Annotated in this window: 13 protein-coding genes, 1 tRNA gene and 1 pseudogene; 14 read left to right on the forward strand and 1 reads right to left on the reverse strand. The window is 55.7% G+C overall.

Going from position 1 to position 17715, the window contains the following annotated elements:
• Window positions 1-272: 272 nt before the first annotated feature.
• The 10 genes from E8M78_RS06365 (at window position 273) to rpoC (ending at window position 13634) form a co-directional block, all read left to right on the forward strand.
• Window positions 273-1043 carry a glycosyltransferase gene (locus E8M78_RS06365; protein WP_137134279.1) on the forward strand — a complete coding sequence of 257 codons (771 nt, stop codon included), beginning with the start codon at window positions 273-275 and terminating at the stop codon, window positions 1041-1043.
• Between the two features lie 222 nt (window positions 1044-1265).
• A tRNA-Trp gene (locus tag E8M78_RS06370) sits at window positions 1266-1341 on the forward strand.
• 182 nt (window positions 1342-1523) lie between these two features.
• Window positions 1524-1724, forward strand: a complete 201-nt coding sequence (secE, locus tag E8M78_RS06375; protein WP_062553863.1) for a preprotein translocase subunit SecE — start codon at window positions 1524-1526, stop codon at window positions 1722-1724.
• 16 nt (window positions 1725-1740) lie between these two features.
• Window positions 1741-2271, forward strand: a complete 531-nt coding sequence (gene nusG / locus E8M78_RS06380; protein ID WP_137134280.1) for a transcription termination/antitermination protein NusG — start codon at window positions 1741-1743, stop codon at window positions 2269-2271.
• Between the two features lie 142 nt (window positions 2272-2413).
• Complete coding sequence (rplK, locus tag E8M78_RS06385) at window positions 2414-2845, forward strand: 50S ribosomal protein L11 (protein WP_062553865.1); 432 nt, start codon at window positions 2414-2416, stop codon at window positions 2843-2845.
• 2 nt (window positions 2846-2847) lie between these two features.
• On the forward strand, window positions 2848-3543 hold the full coding sequence (gene rplA, locus E8M78_RS06390; protein ID WP_062553866.1) for a 50S ribosomal protein L1: 696 nt from the start codon (window positions 2848-2850) through the stop codon (window positions 3541-3543).
• A gap of 347 nt (window positions 3544-3890) precedes the next feature.
• On the forward strand, window positions 3891-4409 hold the full coding sequence (rplJ, locus tag E8M78_RS06395; protein ID WP_062553867.1) for a 50S ribosomal protein L10: 519 nt from the start codon (window positions 3891-3893) through the stop codon (window positions 4407-4409).
• A gap of 60 nt (window positions 4410-4469) precedes the next feature.
• Entirely contained in the window at window positions 4470-4847 is a 378-nt protein-coding gene (rplL, locus tag E8M78_RS06400) for a 50S ribosomal protein L7/L12 (protein ID WP_062553868.1), read from the forward strand.
• Between the two features lie 260 nt (window positions 4848-5107).
• A complete protein-coding gene (rpoB, locus tag E8M78_RS06405; RefSeq protein WP_137134281.1) occupies window positions 5108-9247 on the forward strand; it encodes a DNA-directed RNA polymerase subunit beta in 4140 nt (1379 codons plus the stop codon).
• Between the two features lie 175 nt (window positions 9248-9422).
• Entirely contained in the window at window positions 9423-13634 is a 4212-nt protein-coding gene (rpoC, locus tag E8M78_RS06410; protein ID WP_137134282.1) for a DNA-directed RNA polymerase subunit beta', read from the forward strand.
• Between the two features lie 118 nt (window positions 13635-13752).
• On the opposite strand, the gene E8M78_RS06415 is transcribed toward rpoC, so the two are convergent.
• The gene (locus E8M78_RS06415) at window positions 13753-14046 is read right to left on the reverse strand and encodes a hypothetical protein (RefSeq protein ID WP_062553871.1); all 294 of its coding nucleotides are present in this window, start codon (window positions 14044-14046) and stop codon (window positions 13753-13755) included.
• A gap of 479 nt (window positions 14047-14525) precedes the next feature.
• On the opposite strand from E8M78_RS06415, the gene rpsL reads away from it, so the two are divergent.
• The 4 genes and pseudogenes from rpsL to E8M78_RS06435 form a co-directional block, all read left to right on the forward strand.
• Complete coding sequence (rpsL, locus tag E8M78_RS06420; RefSeq protein WP_003507760.1) at window positions 14526-14897, forward strand: 30S ribosomal protein S12; 372 nt, start codon at window positions 14526-14528, stop codon at window positions 14895-14897.
• A gap of 72 nt (window positions 14898-14969) precedes the next feature.
• The gene (gene rpsG, locus E8M78_RS06425; protein WP_062553872.1) at window positions 14970-15440 is read left to right on the forward strand and encodes a 30S ribosomal protein S7; all 471 of its coding nucleotides are present in this window, start codon (window positions 14970-14972) and stop codon (window positions 15438-15440) included.
• Window positions 15441-15473: 33 nt separating this feature from the next.
• Complete coding sequence (gene fusA, locus E8M78_RS06430) at window positions 15474-17573, forward strand: elongation factor G (protein ID WP_137134283.1); 2100 nt, start codon at window positions 15474-15476, stop codon at window positions 17571-17573.
• Between the two features lie 73 nt (window positions 17574-17646).
• Window positions 17647-17715: pseudogene (locus tag E8M78_RS06435) on the forward strand (elongation factor Tu); the annotation flags it as partial.

The raw sequence follows: 17715 nt of genomic DNA on the forward strand, positions 1-17715 counted from the left end.
AAACGGCGCCGGTATAGTTGCTTCGATGACCGAGTAGTCAGTCAAGGCGAGGGGACATGGTCTCTTCGCTTTGAACAATTCAAAAGCCGGGTAGCCTGGAAGGGTCGCCCGGTTTTTTGTTTGGCGCTCGGATTTTGTCGCCTTACCCGTTACATCGTACGCGCAATTCCTGCTCTGCGACTGCCCAGGCGCTCCGCAGACTCTTTTCAATTGACAGCATTTCCGGCTCATCCTACGCGAAGCCGCGGCCAGTGAGGATGATGGGGAAGCGCATGTCGGATTTAACTGTGGTTTTGACGAGTTGCCGTCGGCATGACTTGCTCGTGAAAACCCTCGATAGTTTCTTTGCTTCGAATGATTATCCCCTTCACGAATTCATCGTCATTGAAGATTCGGACCAGGTTGAAGTCGAGCAAATAGCCGCTCGTTATCCTGGACAGCCTCTCAGGTTTATCGTGAATGGCAATAATATCGGCCAGCACCGTTCGATTGATAAAGCCTACGCTTGTGTGACTTCGCCTTACATTCTCCACCTTGAAGACGATTGGGTCTTTCCCAAGCCCGGTGTGGTGCGGCAGGCGCTCGACGTTCTGAAAGCGGATGACAGCCTGCTTCTGGTCTCCCTCAGGTCCGATATTGACATGCCTGCAAACATTCGACGCCTGCCGATTTTCGAACAACCGGCTGCGCATCGAAAAGTCGGCCCTCTGGCTCATCACGTCTGGTTCAGCTTCACTTTCAATCCTACTGTGAAACGATTGTCCGACTACAAGCTTCTGCCGGGCGGCTATTCTGCATTTAACAGCGAATCGGCGCTCAGCCTTTACTACAAGGATCAGGGCCGAATCATGGGCTGGCTGGTCGACGCGGGCGTAGATCATCTGGGTTGGAAGCGCAGTAACTATACGCCTATCGAGCAGAAGAGCTTTTTGACCCTGTTGGGAAAAGCGAATCGATTCTTCTCAACGCGCACGCTGCGGAAATGGAAAAATTCGATCACTCGGCGGATCGACCATTTGCGGCGCAAACAGCGCCTGAAGTAACCGCCAATCAGCGTGCTTGGGCCTGGGCGGAATGCGGTCAAGGCCTCCGAGGCACAACCGGACCAATGCGGTGAGAAGAGCACTGATTTTGTGACCCCAACCAATTATCATCGATGATAAAACCGGAATTTGTGAGGAAAATCACAAACCCACTTGCCAAGACCGATCAGTCGTCTTAAAGGAGCGCCATGCTTTTCAAGGGCGACCTTGAAGAACGGGAATAGGGGTATAGCTCAGTTGGTAGAGCGGCGGTCTCCAAAACCGCAGGTCGGGGGTTCGAGCCCCTCTGCCCCTGCCACTTCCTTGATCGGCGCGCGGTTAGTTAGCAGCGGATCGGGAGTTTCGTTACAAAGGCATTAAACGGATGCTGTTTTTCCACTTGTCAGATGGAAAGACGGTGTTTATGTAGGGTTCAAACAGACACGCGGTGCGTGGGGCTGAATAGTATCAGCTTTACGCGCCGTAATTGCGTGGGCAGACATGGCATCCAAAACAAATCCATTTACGTTTCTCCAGCAGGTGCGGGCTGAAACGGCAAAGGTTACATGGCCGTCGCGTCGTGAGACGATGATCTCCACGGCAATGGTCCTTGTCATGGTCATATTTGCTGCCCTGTTCTTTTTTGCGGCAGATCAGTTGATTGGCTGGCTTATTGGCCTCGTGCTGTCTATCGGCGCTTGATTGAGTGGAGATGAAGATGGCGGCACGTTGGTACATCGTCCACGCTTATTCGAATTTTGAGAAGAAGGTTGCGGAATCAATCGAGGAGAAGGCTCGCCAAAAGGGGCTTGAGCATCTTTTCGAAAAGATTCTGGTGCCGACAGAAAAGGTTGTTGAGGTTCGTCGCGGTCGCAAGGTCGATAGTGAGCGGAAGTTCTTTCCTGGCTATGTGCTGGTTCGTGCCAACCTTACGGATGAAGCTTATCACCTGATCAAGAATACGCCTAAGGTGACGGGTTTCCTCGGGTCCGACAATAAGCCGGTTCCGATTCCAGACCATGAGGCCGACCGCATCCTCGGACAGGTACAGGAGGGTGTTGAGCGGCCTAAGTCGTCCATTTCGTTCGAGATTGGCGAGCAGGTTCGTGTTTCGGATGGTCCGTTTGCCTCGTTCAACGGTATCGTACAGGATGTCGACGAAGAGCGTTCGCGCCTCAAGGTGGAAGTCTCCATCTTCGGTCGTGCGACACCCGTCGAGTTGGAATACGGTCAGGTCGAAAAGGTCTGATCGAAGAGGGGAGGTATTCCCCATCCGCGTGGGAGGAGGCGCCTTAGCCGGGCGATCAATTCCTGACCACGCAACCGCAGCCGCCAACACCTCATGTTGGCATTAAGGGCCGGGCAACCGGTTCAATTGGAAAGGCAGAGAAATGGCTAAGAAAGTAGCAGGCCAGCTCAAGCTCCAGGTCAAGGCAGGATCGGCAAACCCGTCCCCGCCAATCGGCCCGGCTCTTGGTCAGCGCGGCATCAATATTATGGAATTCTGCAAGGCATTCAATGCCGCTACGCAGGAAATGGAAAAGGGTATGCCGATCCCGGTCGTCATCACCTATTACCAGGACAAGTCCTTCACCTTCGCTATGAAGCAGCCGCCAGTGACGTACTGGCTGAAGAAGGAAGCAAAGATCCAGTCCGGTTCCAAGACACCTGGTAAGGGTGCCAAGGCCGGTACCATCACCAAGGCTCAGGTCCGTGCGATCGCTGAAGCCAAGATGAAGGATCTCAACGCTGCTGACGTTGAAGGTGCAATGCTGATGGTTGAGGGCTCTGCCCGCTCCATGGGCCTGGAAGTGGTGGCTTGATCATGGCTAAGGTAGCAAAGCGCATTCAGAAGGTTCGCGAAGGTATCGATCCTACAAAGTTGATCGCCCTTTCGGACGCAATCTCTCTCGTTAAGGACCGTGCAACGGCAAAGTTCGACGAGACGATCGAAATTGCCATGAACCTTGGTGTTGATCCGCGTCATGCCGACCAGATGGTTCGTGGCGTTGTCAATCTGCCGAACGGCACTGGTCGCGACGTTCGCGTTGCGGTTTTCGCTCGTGGCGCCAAGGCTGACGAAGCCAAGGCAGCTGGTGCGGATGTCGTGGGCGCGGAAGATCTCGTCGAGATCGTCCAGGGCGGCAAGATTGATTTCGATCGCTGCATTGCAACTCCGGACATGATGCCGCTCGTTGGCCGTCTTGGTAAGGTTCTCGGCCCGCGCGGCATGATGCCGAATCCGAAGGTCGGTACCGTAACCATGGACGTTGCAGGCGCAGTCAAGGCTTCCAAGGGTGGTGCAGTCGAGTTCCGCGTCGAGAAGGCTGGTATCATCCACGCCGGTATCGGCAAGGCTTCCTTCGATGCCAAGGCTCTGGAAGAAAACATCAAGGCGTTCGCTGATGCAGTAGTCAAGGCAAAGCCGGCTGGCGCCAAGGGCAACTATGTCAAGCGCGTTGCACTGTCATCGACCATGGGTCCGGGCGTGCGCGTAGAGCCTTCGACGGTTCTCGCCTGATTTAAGGTGGTCGGCTTCTTGCTGGCCGTCCCAAAGAATTTTCGGGCCTTCGGGCCCGGAAAATCCGGGGAAACCCGGAATTCCTGTCCGAGATTGCGGGTGGTTTCGACCTTAATCGTTTGACCTGCATGAGACGGGTAAGATCTGGATTATCGACAGGCGCGCGTGATGCGCCCCTGAGGGTTCCGGTTCGAACCTGATGTGCCTTGTGCCGTAGCCATAATGGTTACGTGCGGGGGGACAGGATCCTCGAGCGCTGCTCGGGATCTTGCAATAAGGTCCCAAGTGGCAAAGGCAACCCGGCAGGTCCCGATCCTTTGATCGGTCCTGTCAACTGGAGACAGACAGTGGAAAGAGCGGAAAAACGCGAATTCGTCACGGAGCTGAACGAAGTCTTCAAGGCTTCTGGTTCGGTTGTCGTGGCCCACTATGCTGGTGTTACAGTTGCGCAAATGAACGACTTCCGTTCGAAGATGCGCGCAGCTGGCGGCACCGTCAAAGTCGCGAAGAACCGTCTGGCCAAGATCGCTCTTCAGGGCACGGAGTCCGAAGGGATGGTAGATCTCTTCAAGGGCCAGACGCTGATCGCATACAGCGCAGACCCGATTACGGCTCCGAAGGTCGTCATGGATTTCGCCAAGACCAACGACAAGCTCGTTGTTCTGGGTGGCGCCATGGGCTCGACCACGCTTAACGCGGAAGGCGTCAAGTCGCTTGCGACCCTGCCTTCGCTGGACGAACTGCGTGCAAAGCTGCTGGGTATGATTCAGACCCCGGCTACCCGCATTGCAGGTGTTGTTCAGGCACCGGCAGCACAGCTCGCCCGCGTTTTTGCGGCCTACGCAAAGAAGGACGAAGCCGCTTGAGGCGGTTTTTCGCTGTAACAAACAAACCAGTTCGAACCGAACACAAAAGGACTTAGAAAAATGGCTGATCTCGCTAAGATCGTTGAAGACCTCTCCGCTCTGACCGTTCTGGAAGCTGCTGAGCTTTCCAAGCTGCTGGAAGAGAAGTGGGGCGTTTCTGCAGCCGCTCCTGTGGCTGTTGCTGCTGCTGGTGGCGCTGCTGCTCCGGCTGCTGTTGAAGAAGAGAAGACTGAATTCGACGTAATCCTGGTTGACGCTGGCGCCAACAAGATCAACGTCATCAAGGAAGTTCGCGGCATCACCGGCCTCGGCCTCAAGGAAGCCAAGGACCTCGTCGAAGGCGCTCCGAAGGCTGTCAAGGAAGCCGTCTCCAAGGGCGAAGCTGCTGACATCAAGAAGAAGCTCGAAGACGCTGGCGCCAAGGTTGACGTCAAGTAATTTCGGAAATTCGGTAAGAGAGGGCGTTTCCGCCCTCTCTTATTGGTGTTTTCTGCGGACCTGATTACCCAAAAGCCGGTGAAACGGCTTTTGGGTAATGGGTTCTTCAAGAGGATGGTTTCCCTTCGCGGCGTACGGCAATCCGGCTGGCGGTTCGATAGGCGAAACGAGTTTGATCCACCCATTGATCTGACGGGGTCGACTGGCCAGCGAGACCCGTCCGTTGCAGGCCCGGATGCATATTTTTTGAAGGAGCGACGATGGCTCAGACCCTTTCGTTCAACGGTCGCAGGCGCGTACGCAAGTTTTTCGGAAAGATCCCCGAAGTCACTGAGATGCCCAACCTCATCGAGGTCCAGAAGGCATCCTACGATCAGTTCCTGATGGTTGAAGAGCCAGCAGGTGGGCGCCCCGATGAGGGGCTTAATGCCGTTTTCAAGTCCGTGTTCCCGATCACTGACTTTTCTGGCGCCTCGATGCTGGAGTTCGTCTCCTACGAATTCGAACCGCCGAAGTTCGACGTGGAAGAATGCCGTCAGCGCGACCTGACCTATGCTGCGCCGCTGAAGGTGACGCTGCGCCTGATCGTGTTTGATATTGATGAGGATACAGGTTCCAAGTCGATCAAGGACATCAAGGAACAGTCAGTCTATATGGGCGACATGCCTTTGATGACGGATAACGGTACTTTCATCGTGAACGGTACCGAGCGTGTTATCGTGTCCCAGATGCACCGTTCGCCCGGCGTATTCTTCGATCACGACAAGGGTAAGAGCCACTCGTCCGGCAAGCTGCTCTTTGCGGCTCGCGTGATCCCCTATCGCGGTTCCTGGCTGGACATCGAATTCGATGCCAAGGATATCGTCTATGCGCGTATCGACCGTCGTCGCAAGTTGCCGGTGACATCGCTCTTGATGGCGCTTGGCATGGACGGCGAAGACATCCTGTCGACCTTCTACACCAAGTCTTCCTATCAGCGGGATGGCGACGGCTGGCGTATTCCGTTCCAGCCTGAGACGTTGAAGGGTGCTAAGACCCTGTCGGATCTTATCGACGCCGATACAGGCGAAGTTGTCGTCGAATCGGGCAAGAAGCTGACGCCGCGGTTGCTGCGTCAGTTGACGGACAAGGGCCTCAAGGCTCTCAAGGCTTCAAACGACGACCTCTATGGCAACTTCCTCGCTGAAGATATCGTCAACTACGAGACTGGTGAAATCTATCTCGAGGCGGGCGATGAGCTCGACGAGAAGAGCCTCGCGCTTATTTTGGATTCCGGCTTCGACGAAATCCCGGTTCTCGGCATCGACCATATCAATGTCGGCGCTTACATTCGCAACACGCTCTCGGCAGACAAGAACGAAAACCGTCAGGACGCGCTGTTCGACATTTATCGTGTGATGCGTCCCGGCGAACCACCGACCATGGAGTCGGCGGAAGCGATGTTCAATTCGCTGTTCTTTGACGCGGAACGTTACGATCTGTCGGCAGTCGGCCGTGTCAAGATGAACATGCGTCTTGATCTGGATTGCCCGGATACCGTCCGCACGCTGCGCAAGGAAGACATCCTGGCCGTTGTCAAGATGCTGGTAGAGCTGCGAGACGGCAAGGGCGAGATCGACGATATCGACAACCTCGGTAACCGTCGCGTTCGCTCAGTCGGCGAGTTGATGGAAAACCAGTATCGTCTCGGCCTGCTGCGCATGGAACGTGCGATCAAGGAGCGCATGTCGTCGATCGAGATCGATACGGTCATGCCGCAGGATCTGATCAACGCCAAGCCAGCTGCTGCTGCCGTCCGCGAATTCTTCGGCTCCTCGCAGCTGTCGCAGTTTATGGACCAGGTGAACCCGCTTTCGGAAATCACCCACAAGCGTCGTCTCTCGGCTCTTGGTCCGGGTGGTCTGACACGTGAACGTGCGGGCTTCGAGGTTCGCGACGTCCATCCGACTCACTACGGCCGTATCTGCCCGATCGAAACGCCGGAAGGCCCGAACATCGGTCTGATCAATTCGCTCGCAACCTTTGCTCGCGTCAACAAGTACGGTTTCATCGAAAGCCCATACCGTAAGATTGTCGATGGGAAGGTGACGAACGACGTTATCTATCTGTCGGCAATGGAAGAAGCGAAGTACTACGTCGCTCAGGCCAATGCGACACTGACATCGGACGGCGCTTTCTCGGACGAATTCGTTGTTTGCCGTCACTCCGGCGAAGTCATGCTTGCTCCGCGCGACAACATCAACTTGATGGACGTTTCGCCTAAGCAGCTGGTTTCGGTCGCAGCGGCTCTCATTCCGTTCCTCGAAAACGACGACGCCAACCGCGCTCTCATGGGCTCGAACATGCAGCGTCAGGCCGTGCCGTTGGTACGAGCTGAAGCGCCGTTTGTCGGAACCGGTATGGAACCTGTCGTTGCCCGTGACTCCGGTGCTGCCATTGCGGCCCGCCGCGGTGGTGTGGTGGATCAGGTCGACGCAACGCGTATCGTTATTCGTGCGACCGAAGATCTGGACGCTGGCAAGTCTGGTGTCGATATTTATCGCCTCCAGAAGTTCCAGCGCTCCAACCAGAACACCTGCGTCAATCAGCGTCCGCTGGTTACGGTTGGCGATGTGATCTCTCGCGGTGACATCATTGCCGATGGTCCGTCGACGGATCTTGGCGATTTGGCGCTGGGTCGTAACGCGCTCGTCGCGTTCATGCCTTGGAACGGCTATAACTACGAAGACTCGATCCTGATGTCTGAACGCATCGTCTCTGATGACGTGTTCACATCGATCCATATCGAAGAATTCGAAGTCATGGCGCGTGACACGAAGCTCGGGCCCGAAGAAATCACGCGTGACATTCCGAACGTTTCGGAAGAAGCGCTGAAGAACCTCGACGAAGCCGGTATCGTTTACATCGGTGCGGAAGTTCAGCCTGGCGATATTCTCGTCGGCAAGATCACGCCGAAGGGCGAAAGCCCGATGACACCGGAAGAAAAGCTTCTACGTGCCATCTTCGGTGAAAAGGCTTCCGACGTCCGCGATACTTCAATGCGCATGCCGCCCGGTACGTTCGGTACCGTTGTGGAAGTTCGCGTTTTCAACCGCCACGGCGTTGAAAAGGATGAGCGCGCAATGGCGATCGAGCGTGAGGAAATCGAACGCCTCGCGAAGGACCGTGATGACGAGCAGGCTATCCTCGATCGTAACGTCTATGGTCGTTTGATCGACATGCTTCGTGGACAGGTGTCCGTCGCCGGTCCGAAGGGCTTCAAGAAGGGCGTTGAGCTTTCTAACGCGATCGTTTCCGAATATCCGCGTTCGCAGTGGTGGATGTTTGCGGTTGAGGACGAAAAAGTCCAGGCCGAGATCGAAGCTCTGCGTGGTCAGTACGACGAATCCAAGTCTCGCCTTGAACAGCGTTTTATGGATAAGGTCGAGAAGGTTCAGCGCGGCGACGAAATGCCTCCGGGCGTGATGAAGATGGTCAAGGTCTTCGTGGCCGTGAAGCGCAAGATCCAGCCAGGCGACAAGATGGCGGGCCGTCACGGAAACAAGGGTGTTGTATCCCGCATCGTTCCGGTTGAAGACATGCCGTTCCTTGAAGATGGCACGCATGTTGACATCTGCTTGAACCCGCTCGGCGTTCCGTCGCGTATGAACGTTGGTCAGATTCTGGAAACACATCTGGCCTGGGCTTGCGCAGGCATGGGTAAGAAGATCGGCGAGATGCTCGACGAGTATCGCAAGACGATGGATATTACGGAGCTGCGCAACGAGTTGACGGAGATCTATGCGAGTGAGTCGCATGACGAAGTCGCTCGTTTCGACGACGACTCGCTCGTCAAGCTCGCTGAAGAAGCCAAGCGTGGTGTTTCCATCGCGACGCCTGTTTTCGACGGTGCTCACGAGCCTGATGTTGCCGCGATGCTGAAGAAGGCGGGTCTCCATGAGTCGGGTCAGTCCGTCCTCTACGACGGACGTACCGGTGAGCCTTTCGACCGCAAGGTGACTGTCGGATACATGTACATGATCAAGTTGAACCACTTGGTCGACGACAAGATCCACGCTCGCTCGATCGGCCCTTACTCGCTCGTCACCCAGCAGCCGCTCGGTGGTAAGGCTCAGTTCGGTGGTCAGCGCTTCGGGGAAATGGAAGTCTGGGCTCTTGAAGCCTACGGCGCTGCCTATACCCTGCAGGAAATGCTGACGGTCAAGTCTGACGACGTTGCCGGTCGTACCAAGGTTTATGAAGCGATTGTCCGTGGTGACGACACCTTCGAAGCCGGTATTCCGGAAAGCTTCAACGTTCTCGTCAAGGAAATGCGTTCGCTCGGTCTGTCGGTGGAGCTTGAAAACTCCAAGCTCGATGCTGCGGACGGTTCCGGTCAGCTTCCTGATGCGGCTGAATAACTAAAAACGAGGCGCGCGCCGGTTGCGCGCGCCATCCTCTGCCTGCCGAGACGGTAGGAGAGGAAAATCGCCGCATTCTGCGGCTATGACCGTTTTTGGCGATGTGTAGCCGCCCCGGGTTCTACTGGTTGCACAAATCGCATATTGAGGGCTTAGGCCCCATAAGGAGATAGGCATGAACCAAGAGGTCATGAATCTTTTCAATCCGCAGGTTCCTGCGCAGCATTTCGATTCGATCCGTATCTCGATCGCGTCGCCCGAGAAGATTCTCTCCTGGTCCTACGGCGAAATTAAAAAGCCGGAGACCATCAACTATCGTACGTTCAAGCCGGAGCGCGACGGCCTGTTCTGCGCGCGCATCTTTGGTCCGATCAAGGACTATGAATGCCTGTGCGGCAAGTACAAGCGGATGAAGTACAAGGGCATCATCTGCGAAAAGTGCGGCGTCGAAGTGACGTTGTCGCGCGTTCGCCGCGAGCGCATGGGCCATATTGAGCTCGCCGCTCCTGTTGCTCACATCTGGTTCCTCAAGTCCCTGCCGTCGCGCATCGCGACGCTGCTGGACATGACACTGAAGGATGTCGAGCGAGTCCTGTATTTCGAAAACTATATCGTCACTGAGCCGGGTCTGACGGCTCTGAAGGAGAACCAGCTTCTTTCTGAAGAAGAATACATGCTGGCGATCGATGAGTATGGGGAAGATCAGTTCACCGCCATGATTGGCGCTGAGGCGATCTACGAAATGCTCGCATCGATGAACCTTGAGAAGCTGGCTGGCGACCTGCGTTCGGATCTTGCAGACACCACGTCCGATCTGAAGCAGAAGAAGCTGATGAAGCGCCTCAAGATCGTTGAGAACTTCATCGAGTCCGGCAATCGTCCTGAATGGATGATCATGAAGGTCGTGCCGGTTATCCCGCCGGACCTGCGTCCGCTCGTTCCGCTCGATGGCGGTCGTTTTGCGACGTCTGACCTAAACGATCTGTATCGTCGCGTCATCAACCGTAATAATCGTCTGAAGCGCCTGATCGAACTGCGCGCTCCGGGCATCATTATCCGCAACGAAAAGCGCATGCTGCAGGAATCTGTGGACGCGCTGTTCGACAACGGCCGTCGTGGCCGCGTCATCACCGGCGCGAACAAGCGTCCGCTTAAGTCGCTCTCCGACATGCTGAAGGGCAAGCAGGGCCGCTTCCGTCAGAACCTGCTCGGCAAGCGCGTCGACTATTCCGGCCGTTCGGTTATCGTGACCGGTCCGGAGCTGAAGTTGCACCAGTGCGGCCTTCCGAAGAAGATGGCGCTCGAACTGTTCAAGCCGTTCATCTATGCCCGCCTTGATGCGAAGGGTTACTCCTCCACCGTCAAGCAGGCCAAGAAGCTGGTTGAAAAGGAAAAGCCGGAAGTCTGGGATATCCTTGATGAGGTCATTCGCGAGCATCCGGTTCTCCTGAACCGTGCACCGACGCTTCACCGTCTTGGTATCCAGGCTTTCGAACCGATCCTGGTCGAAGGCAAAGCCATCCAGTTGCACCCGCTCGTCTGCACTGCCTTCAACGCCGACTTCGACGGTGACCAGATGGCTGTTCACGTTCCGCTTTCGCTGGAAGCCCAGCTTGAAGCGCGCGTGCTCATGATGTCGACGAACAACATTCTGCATCCGGCAAACGGTGCGCCGATCATCGTCCCGTCGCAGGACATGGTTCTCGGTCTGTACTATCTGTCGATCCAGAACCAGAATGAGCCGGGCGAGGGGATGGCCTTCTCCGACATGGGCGAGCTGCACCATGCGCTGGAAAACAAGGTCGTGACCCTGCATGCAAAAATCCGGGGTCGGTTCAAGACCGTGGATGCGGATGGGAATCCGGTCTCGAAGATCTACGAAACCACACCCGGTCGCATGATCATTGGCGAACTTCTCCCGAAGAACGTCAACGTTCCTTTTGACATTTGCAATCAGGAAATGACCAAGAAGAACATCTCCAAGATGATCGATACGGTCTATCGCCATTGCGGTCAGAAGGACACGGTCATTTTCTGCGATCGCATCATGCAACTCGGCTTTACCCATGCTTGCCGCGCCGGTATTTCGTTCGGCAAGGATGACATGATCATCCCGGAAACGAAGGCGAAGATCGTCGGCGATACCGAGACATTGGTAAAGGAATACGAGCAACAGTACAACGACGGTCTGATCACCCAGGGTGAGAAGTACAACAAGGTCGTTGATGCCTGGGGCAAGGCAACCGAGAAGGTTGCTGAAGACATGATGGCACGCATCAAGGCGGTGGAATTTGATCCGGAAACGGGCCGTCAGAAGCCGATGAATGCGATCTACATGATGTCGCACTCCGGTGCTCGTGGTTCTCCGAACCAGATGCGTCAGCTTGGCGGGATGCGTGGTCTGATGGCGAAGCCTTCTGGCGAAATCATCGAAACCCCGATCATTTCGAACTTCAAGGAAGGTCTGACCGTTAACGAGTACTTCAACTCGACGCACGGTGCCCGTAAGGGTCTGGCAGATACGGCTCTTAAGACCGCGAACTCCGGTTACCTGACCCGTCGTCTCGTCGACGTGGCACAGGACTGCATTGTCAACTTGGTTGACTGCGGAACCGACAAGGGCCTGACCATGACGGCAATCGTCGACGCCGGTCAGGTCGTGGCGTCTCTGGGTGCTCGCATCTTGGGCCGTACGGCGCTTGACGATATCGACAACCCGGTCACCGGTGAAAATCTGGTCAAGGCCGGCCAGATGATCCTCGAGCCTGACGTCATCGAAATCGAAAAAGCCGGCATCCAGTCCGTCCGTATCCGTTCTGCTCTGACCTGCGAAGTTCAGACAGGCGTATGCTCTGTGTGCTATGGTCGAGATCTGGCACGTGGTACACCGGTCAACATGGGTGAGGCCGTCGGCGTTATCGCTGCTCAGTCCATCGGTGAGCCTGGCACGCAGCTGACCATGCGTACGTTCCACCTTGGTGGTACGGCTAACGTGGTCGACCAGTCGTTCCTGGAAGCGTCTTACGAAGGTACGATCCAGATCAAGAACCGCAATGCTTTGCGCAACTCGGATGGCAATCTTGTTGCCATGGGCCGCAACATGGCAGTTACGATTCTGGACGAGCGTGGCGTTGAACGGTCTTCGCAGCGCGTTGCTTACGGCTCCAAGCTGTTCGTTGATGACGGCGACAAGGTGAAGCGCGGCCAGCGTCTGGCTGAGTGGGATCCATACACACGTCCGATGTTGACGGAAGTGTCAGGTACCATCCAGTTCGAGGATGTCGTCGACTCGATTTCCGTGTCGGAATCGACGGACGAATCGACCGGTATCACGAAGCGTCAGGTTATCGACTGGCGTTCTACCCCTCGTGGTACGGACCTTAAGCCTGCAATCGTGCTCAAGGACGCAAGTGGTAATATCCAGAAGCTCTCGCGCGGCGGTGACGCACGCTACATGCTTTCGGTTGATGCCATTCTGTCGGTGGAGCCGGGCCAGAAGGTAAGCCAGGGCGATGTTCTCGCCCGCGTACCGATGGAAAGCGCCAAGACGAAGGACATCACCGGTGGTCTGCCGCGTGTTGCCGAACTGTTCGAAGCGCGTCGTCCGAAGGATCACGCCATCATCGCTGAGATCGATGGTACGATCCGCCTCGGTCGCGACTATAAGAACAAGCGTCGGGTGATGATCGAGCCAGCTGAGGACGGTGTAGAGCCAGTCGAATATCTGATCCCGAAGGGCAAGCCTTTCCACTTGCAGGACGGCGATTACATCGAGAAGGGCGACTACATCCTCGACGGCAATCCTGCGCCGCACGACATTCTGGCGATCAAGGGCGTGGAAGCTTTGGCTTCTTACCTCGTGAATGAAATCCAGGAAGTCTATCGTCTGCAGGGCGTTGTTATCAACGACAAGCACATCGAAGTGATTGTTCGCCAGATGCTTCAGAAGGTTGAGATCACGGATTCTGGTGACAGCCAGTACATCGTCGGCGACAACGTTGATCGCATCGAGCTTGATGAGGTTAACGAGCGTCTGGTAGAAGAAGGCAAGAAGCCTGCTTACGGTGATCCGGTTCTGCTGGGTATCACGAAGGCATCGCTTCAGACGCCGTCCTTCATCTCTGCGGCATCCTTCCAGGAAACCACAAAGGTTCTTACGGAAGCTGCCATCGCGGGTAAGATGGACACTCTGCAGGGCCTCAAGGAAAACGTTATCGTTGGTCGCCTGATCCCGGCTGGTACCGGTGGCACGATGACGCAGATCCGCCGTATCGCTACGTCGCGTGACGAGATGATCCTTGATGAGCGTCGCAAGAGCACTGGTGCGGGTGTAGCAACACCGATGCTGCAGGAATTGTCGGGAGAGAACCTGCCGGCCGGTGAGTAATCGGGTTCGAGTGCCGGCGTTGCTCGTCGGCACTGACTGCTAACACAATCATCTGATATCAAATAATAAAGGCGCCTGGACATTCCAGGCGCCTTTTATCGTTGCCGTGATTGCGACCTCAGTCGAAACGAATGATCGACACTTCGCCTTCCAACGCACCCTGGTAGGCAGAGGCGTGTGGTTCCTCGATCGGCTCTTCGGTGATGATACCGATTTGATCGAGATCGGCCTCCATGAATCCTTCCTCGGAGAGAGCGTTCAGTGCTTCCCGAACTGCCGTATCATCATCGGGAGCTCGGAGCAGGATGTGAAGTTCGATTCCTTCACTTTCCTTTGCCTCATATCCTTTGCCGACAATGATGAAGACCATTGGCTTATCGGAATTGTTGTCGTTATCTGGTTCCGTGATCATGTGGCAAACCTCCAGCACGGGTAAATTGAGCGAGTCGTCTTCGCATTACAGTGATGAGCGGCTGATTACCACGGCCATCGGCATGTGTATTGGTTATTCACCTTAACGAATAGATTATAGCACCTGTTCAGCGATATTAGACGCTCAAACCCGTGAATCCCCGGTGCTTCCGGGGTAAATACCGATTTCGGCCTTGACGTCTACAGGGTAAAACAGTAAACGCCCCGCATCGGAAGCGATGTGAAGCTTACCCGTTGAGGACGACTCGTTCGCAGCATGGCTTCAAGCAAGGTTCCATAACGCACGTTGAAGACACCAGTTTGGACGCATGACGCAGGTGATGCGTCCTCTGCCTTAGGTGGTCAATCCGGAATTGCGGGTCGGCCACATTTTGTGCATGTGGAAATGTGCGCGGGGCCGGACACGGTGTGAGATTGGCCCGCAAGGGTCTTGAAACAAATATTGTAAGGGATGGGTATATGCCTACCGTAAACCAGCTGATCCGCAAGCCTCGCCAGGCACAGGTTAAGCGCAATAAGGTTCCTGCTCTGCAGGAAAATCCACAGAAGCGCGGCGTCTGCACTCGCGTTTATACAACGACCCCGAAGAAGCCTAACTCGGCTCTGCGTAAGGTTGCCAAGATCCGTTTGACCAATGGCTTCGAAGTCATTGGCTACATTCCGGGTGAAGGCCATAACCTTCAGGAGCACTCTGTCGTCATGATCCGTGGCGGCCGCGTAAAGGACTTGCCGGGTGTTCGTTACCACATCATCCGCGGCGTTCTCGATACGCAGGGCGTAAAGAACCGCAAGCAGCGTCGCTCCAAGTACGGCGCGAAGCGTCCTAAGTAATCAATTCAGTCAGCGGCGCCGCGCGAGGTCCTCCGCGTATTAGGGCGTTCAGCCAGTTAAAGAGACAGAAGTATGTCAAGACGTCATAAAGCAGAAAAGCGTGAGATCAACCCGGATCCAAAGTTCGGCGATCTGGTTGTCACCAAGTTCATGAATGCCATCATGTTGCATGGCAAGAAGTCTGTTGCCGAAACCATCGTCTACGGCGCGTTCGATGCAGTCCAGGGAAAGTCCAAGCAGGAGCCCCTGCAGGTTTTCCATCAGGCGCTGGAGAATGTTGCTCCGCACGTAGAGGTCCGTTCGCGCCGCGTTGGTGGTGCAACGTACCAGGTTCCGGTTGACGTACGTCCCGAGCGCCGTCAGGCGCTGGCAATTCGCTGGCTGATCGCTGCTGCGCGTAAGCGCAATGAAACAACCATGGTTGATCGTCTGTCGGGCGAATTGCTCGATGCTGCCAACAACCGTGGTAGCGCCGTCAAGAAGCGTGAAGACACTCACAAGATGGCCGACGCGAACCGCGCGTTCTCGCATTACCGTTGGTAATCTTCATCCGATCGAAGTTCGAAAGGCAGTCCTATGGCTCGCGAGTATAAAATCGAAGACTACCGAAATTTCGGTATCATGGCGCACATCGACGCCGGCAAGACCACGACCACCGAGCGTATCCTGTATTACACCGGTAAGTCGCACAAGATCGGCGAAGTTCACGACGGCGCCGCGACCATGGACTGGATGGAGCAGGAGCAGGAGCGTGGTATCACCATCACGTCTGCTGCGACGACCACCTTCTGGAAGGGTCGTGATGGCAAGATGCGTCGGTTCAACATCATCGACACGCCCGGACACGTTGACTTCACGATCGAAGTCGAGCGTTCGCTGCGTGTGCTCGATGGTGCGATCGCTCTGCTCGATGCCAATGCCGGCGTTGAGCCGCAGACGGAAACTGTTTGGCGTCAGGCTGAAAAGTACAACGTCCCGCGGATGATCTTCTGCAACAAGATGGACAAGACCGGCGCGGACTTCTACCGCTCGGTCGAAATGATCAAGACGCGTCTTGGCGCGACAGCTGTTGTCATGCAGCTCCCGATTGGTGCTGAAACCGAGTTTAAGGGCGTTGTCGACCTGATCGAGATGAATGCTCTCGTATGGCGCGACGAATCTCTCGGCGCCCAGTGGGACGTTGTTGAGATTCCGGACGATCTGAAGGACAAGGCTGCTGAATATCGTGAAAAGCTGATCGAGACGGTTGTCGAGATCGACGAAGAAGCAATGGAAGCCTACCTGAACGGCGAGATGCCTGACAACGACAAGATCCGCGAACTCGTTCGCCGCGGTACCATCGACGTCAAATTCCATCCGATGTTCTGCGGTACAGCGTTCAAGAACAAGGGCGTTCAGCCTCTGCTCGACGCCGTCGTCGACTACCTTCCTTCGCCGCTCGACATCCCGGCGATCAAGGGCATCGACTTCAAGACGGAAGCTGAAATCGAGCGTCATGCGGATGACTCCGAGCCGCTTGCCATGCTTGCGTTCAAGATCATGAACGACCCCTTCGTCGGTTCGCTGACGTTCGCACGTATTTATTCCGGCAAGCTCGAAAAGGGTTCCTCGGTTATCAATACAGTTAAGGACAAGCGCGAGCGTGTCGGCCGTATGCTTCAGATGCATTCGAACAGCCGTGAGGACATCGAAGAAGCCTTCGCGGGCGACATCGTGGCACTTGCTGGCCTGAAGGAAACCACAACGGGTGATACGCTTTGCGATCCTCTGAAGCCGGTTATCCTTGAGCGCATGGAGTTCCCCGAGCCGGTCATCCAGATCGCGATCGAACCGAAGTCCAAGGGCGACCAGGAAAAGATGGGCCTTGCCCTGAACCGTCTGGCTGCAGAAGATCCGTCCTTCCGCGTAAAAACTGACCAGGAATCCGGTCAGACCATCATCGCAGGCATGGGCGAACTTCACCTCGACATCATCGTCGACCGTATGCGTCGCGAATTCAAGGTTGAAGCCAACGTCGGTGCTCCGCAGGTTGCCTACCGCGAAACCATCACGCGTCAGCACGAAGAAGACTACACGCACAAGAAGCAGTCTGGTGGTACCGGTCAGTTCGCGCGCGTCAAGATCGTCTTTGAACCGAACCCGGATGGCGAAGACTTCAAATTCGAGTCGAAGATCGTCGGTGGTGCAGTTCCGAAGGAATACATCCCGGGCGTTCAGAAGGGTATCGAAAGCGTTCTGTCTTCTGGGCCATTGGCTGGCTTCCCGATGCTGGGCGTTAAGGCGACGCTTATCGACGGTGCCTTCCACGATGTCGACTCGTCGGTTCTCGCCTTCGAAATCGCTTCTCGCGCATGCTTCCGTGAAGCTGCCAAGAAGGCTGGCGCACAGCTGCTTGAGCCGATGATGAAGGTCGAAGTTGTTACGCCTGAGGACTACGTCGGTGACGTTATCGGCGATCTGAACTCGCGTCGTGGCCAGATCCAGGGCCAGGAACAGCGCGGAATTGCGATCGTGATCAACGCGCATGTGCCGCTGGCGAACATGTTCAAGTACGTCGACAACCTGCGCTCCATGTCTCAGGGCCGTGCGCAGTACTCGATGGTCTTCGATCATTACGCACCTGTCCCGAACAACGTGGCTCAGGAAATTCAGGCAAAGTACTCCGGTCAGAAGTGACCGGGGTAACCCTTTGAACGAAACAACTTAGGTATTACCCCCACATTGTGGGGACTATGATGGAGAGCCTGAAATGGCAAAGAGCAAGTTTGAGCGTACCAAGCCGCATGTGAACATCGGCACGATTGGCCACGTTGACCAT

It is taken from the genome of Rhizobium sp. FKY42 (assembly GCF_005222835.1).
GTDB lineage: Bacteria > Pseudomonadota > Alphaproteobacteria > Rhizobiales > Rhizobiaceae > Neorhizobium.

Bases quoted from the DNA above. Each gene is read 5' to 3' on its own strand.
- E8M78_RS06365 (WP_137134279.1), top strand. From the start codon at position 273: ATGTCGGATTTAACTGTGGTTTTGACGAGTTGCCGTCGGCATGACTTG.
- secE (WP_062553863.1), top strand. From the start codon at position 1,524: ATGGCATCCAAAACAAATCCATTTACGTTTCTCCAGCAGGTGCGGGCT.
- nusG (WP_137134280.1), top strand. From the start codon at position 1,741: ATGGCGGCACGTTGGTACATCGTCCACGCTTATTCGAATTTTGAGAAG.
- rplK (WP_062553865.1), top strand. From the start codon at position 2,414: ATGGCTAAGAAAGTAGCAGGCCAGCTCAAGCTCCAGGTCAAGGCAGGA.
- rplA (WP_062553866.1), top strand. From the start codon at position 2,848: ATGGCTAAGGTAGCAAAGCGCATTCAGAAGGTTCGCGAAGGTATCGAT.
- rplL (WP_062553868.1), top strand. From the start codon at position 4,470: ATGGCTGATCTCGCTAAGATCGTTGAAGACCTCTCCGCTCTGACCGTT.
- rpoB (WP_137134281.1), top strand. From the start codon at position 5,108: ATGGCTCAGACCCTTTCGTTCAACGGTCGCAGGCGCGTACGCAAGTTT.
- rpoC (WP_137134282.1), top strand. From the start codon at position 9,423: ATGAACCAAGAGGTCATGAATCTTTTCAATCCGCAGGTTCCTGCGCAG.
- E8M78_RS06415 (WP_062553871.1), bottom strand. From the start codon at position 14,046: ATGATCACGGAACCAGATAACGACAACAATTCCGATAAGCCAATGGTC.
- rpsL (WP_003507760.1), top strand. From the start codon at position 14,526: ATGCCTACCGTAAACCAGCTGATCCGCAAGCCTCGCCAGGCACAGGTT.
- rpsG (WP_062553872.1), top strand. From the start codon at position 14,970: ATGTCAAGACGTCATAAAGCAGAAAAGCGTGAGATCAACCCGGATCCA.
- fusA (WP_137134283.1), top strand. From the start codon at position 15,474: ATGGCTCGCGAGTATAAAATCGAAGACTACCGAAATTTCGGTATCATG.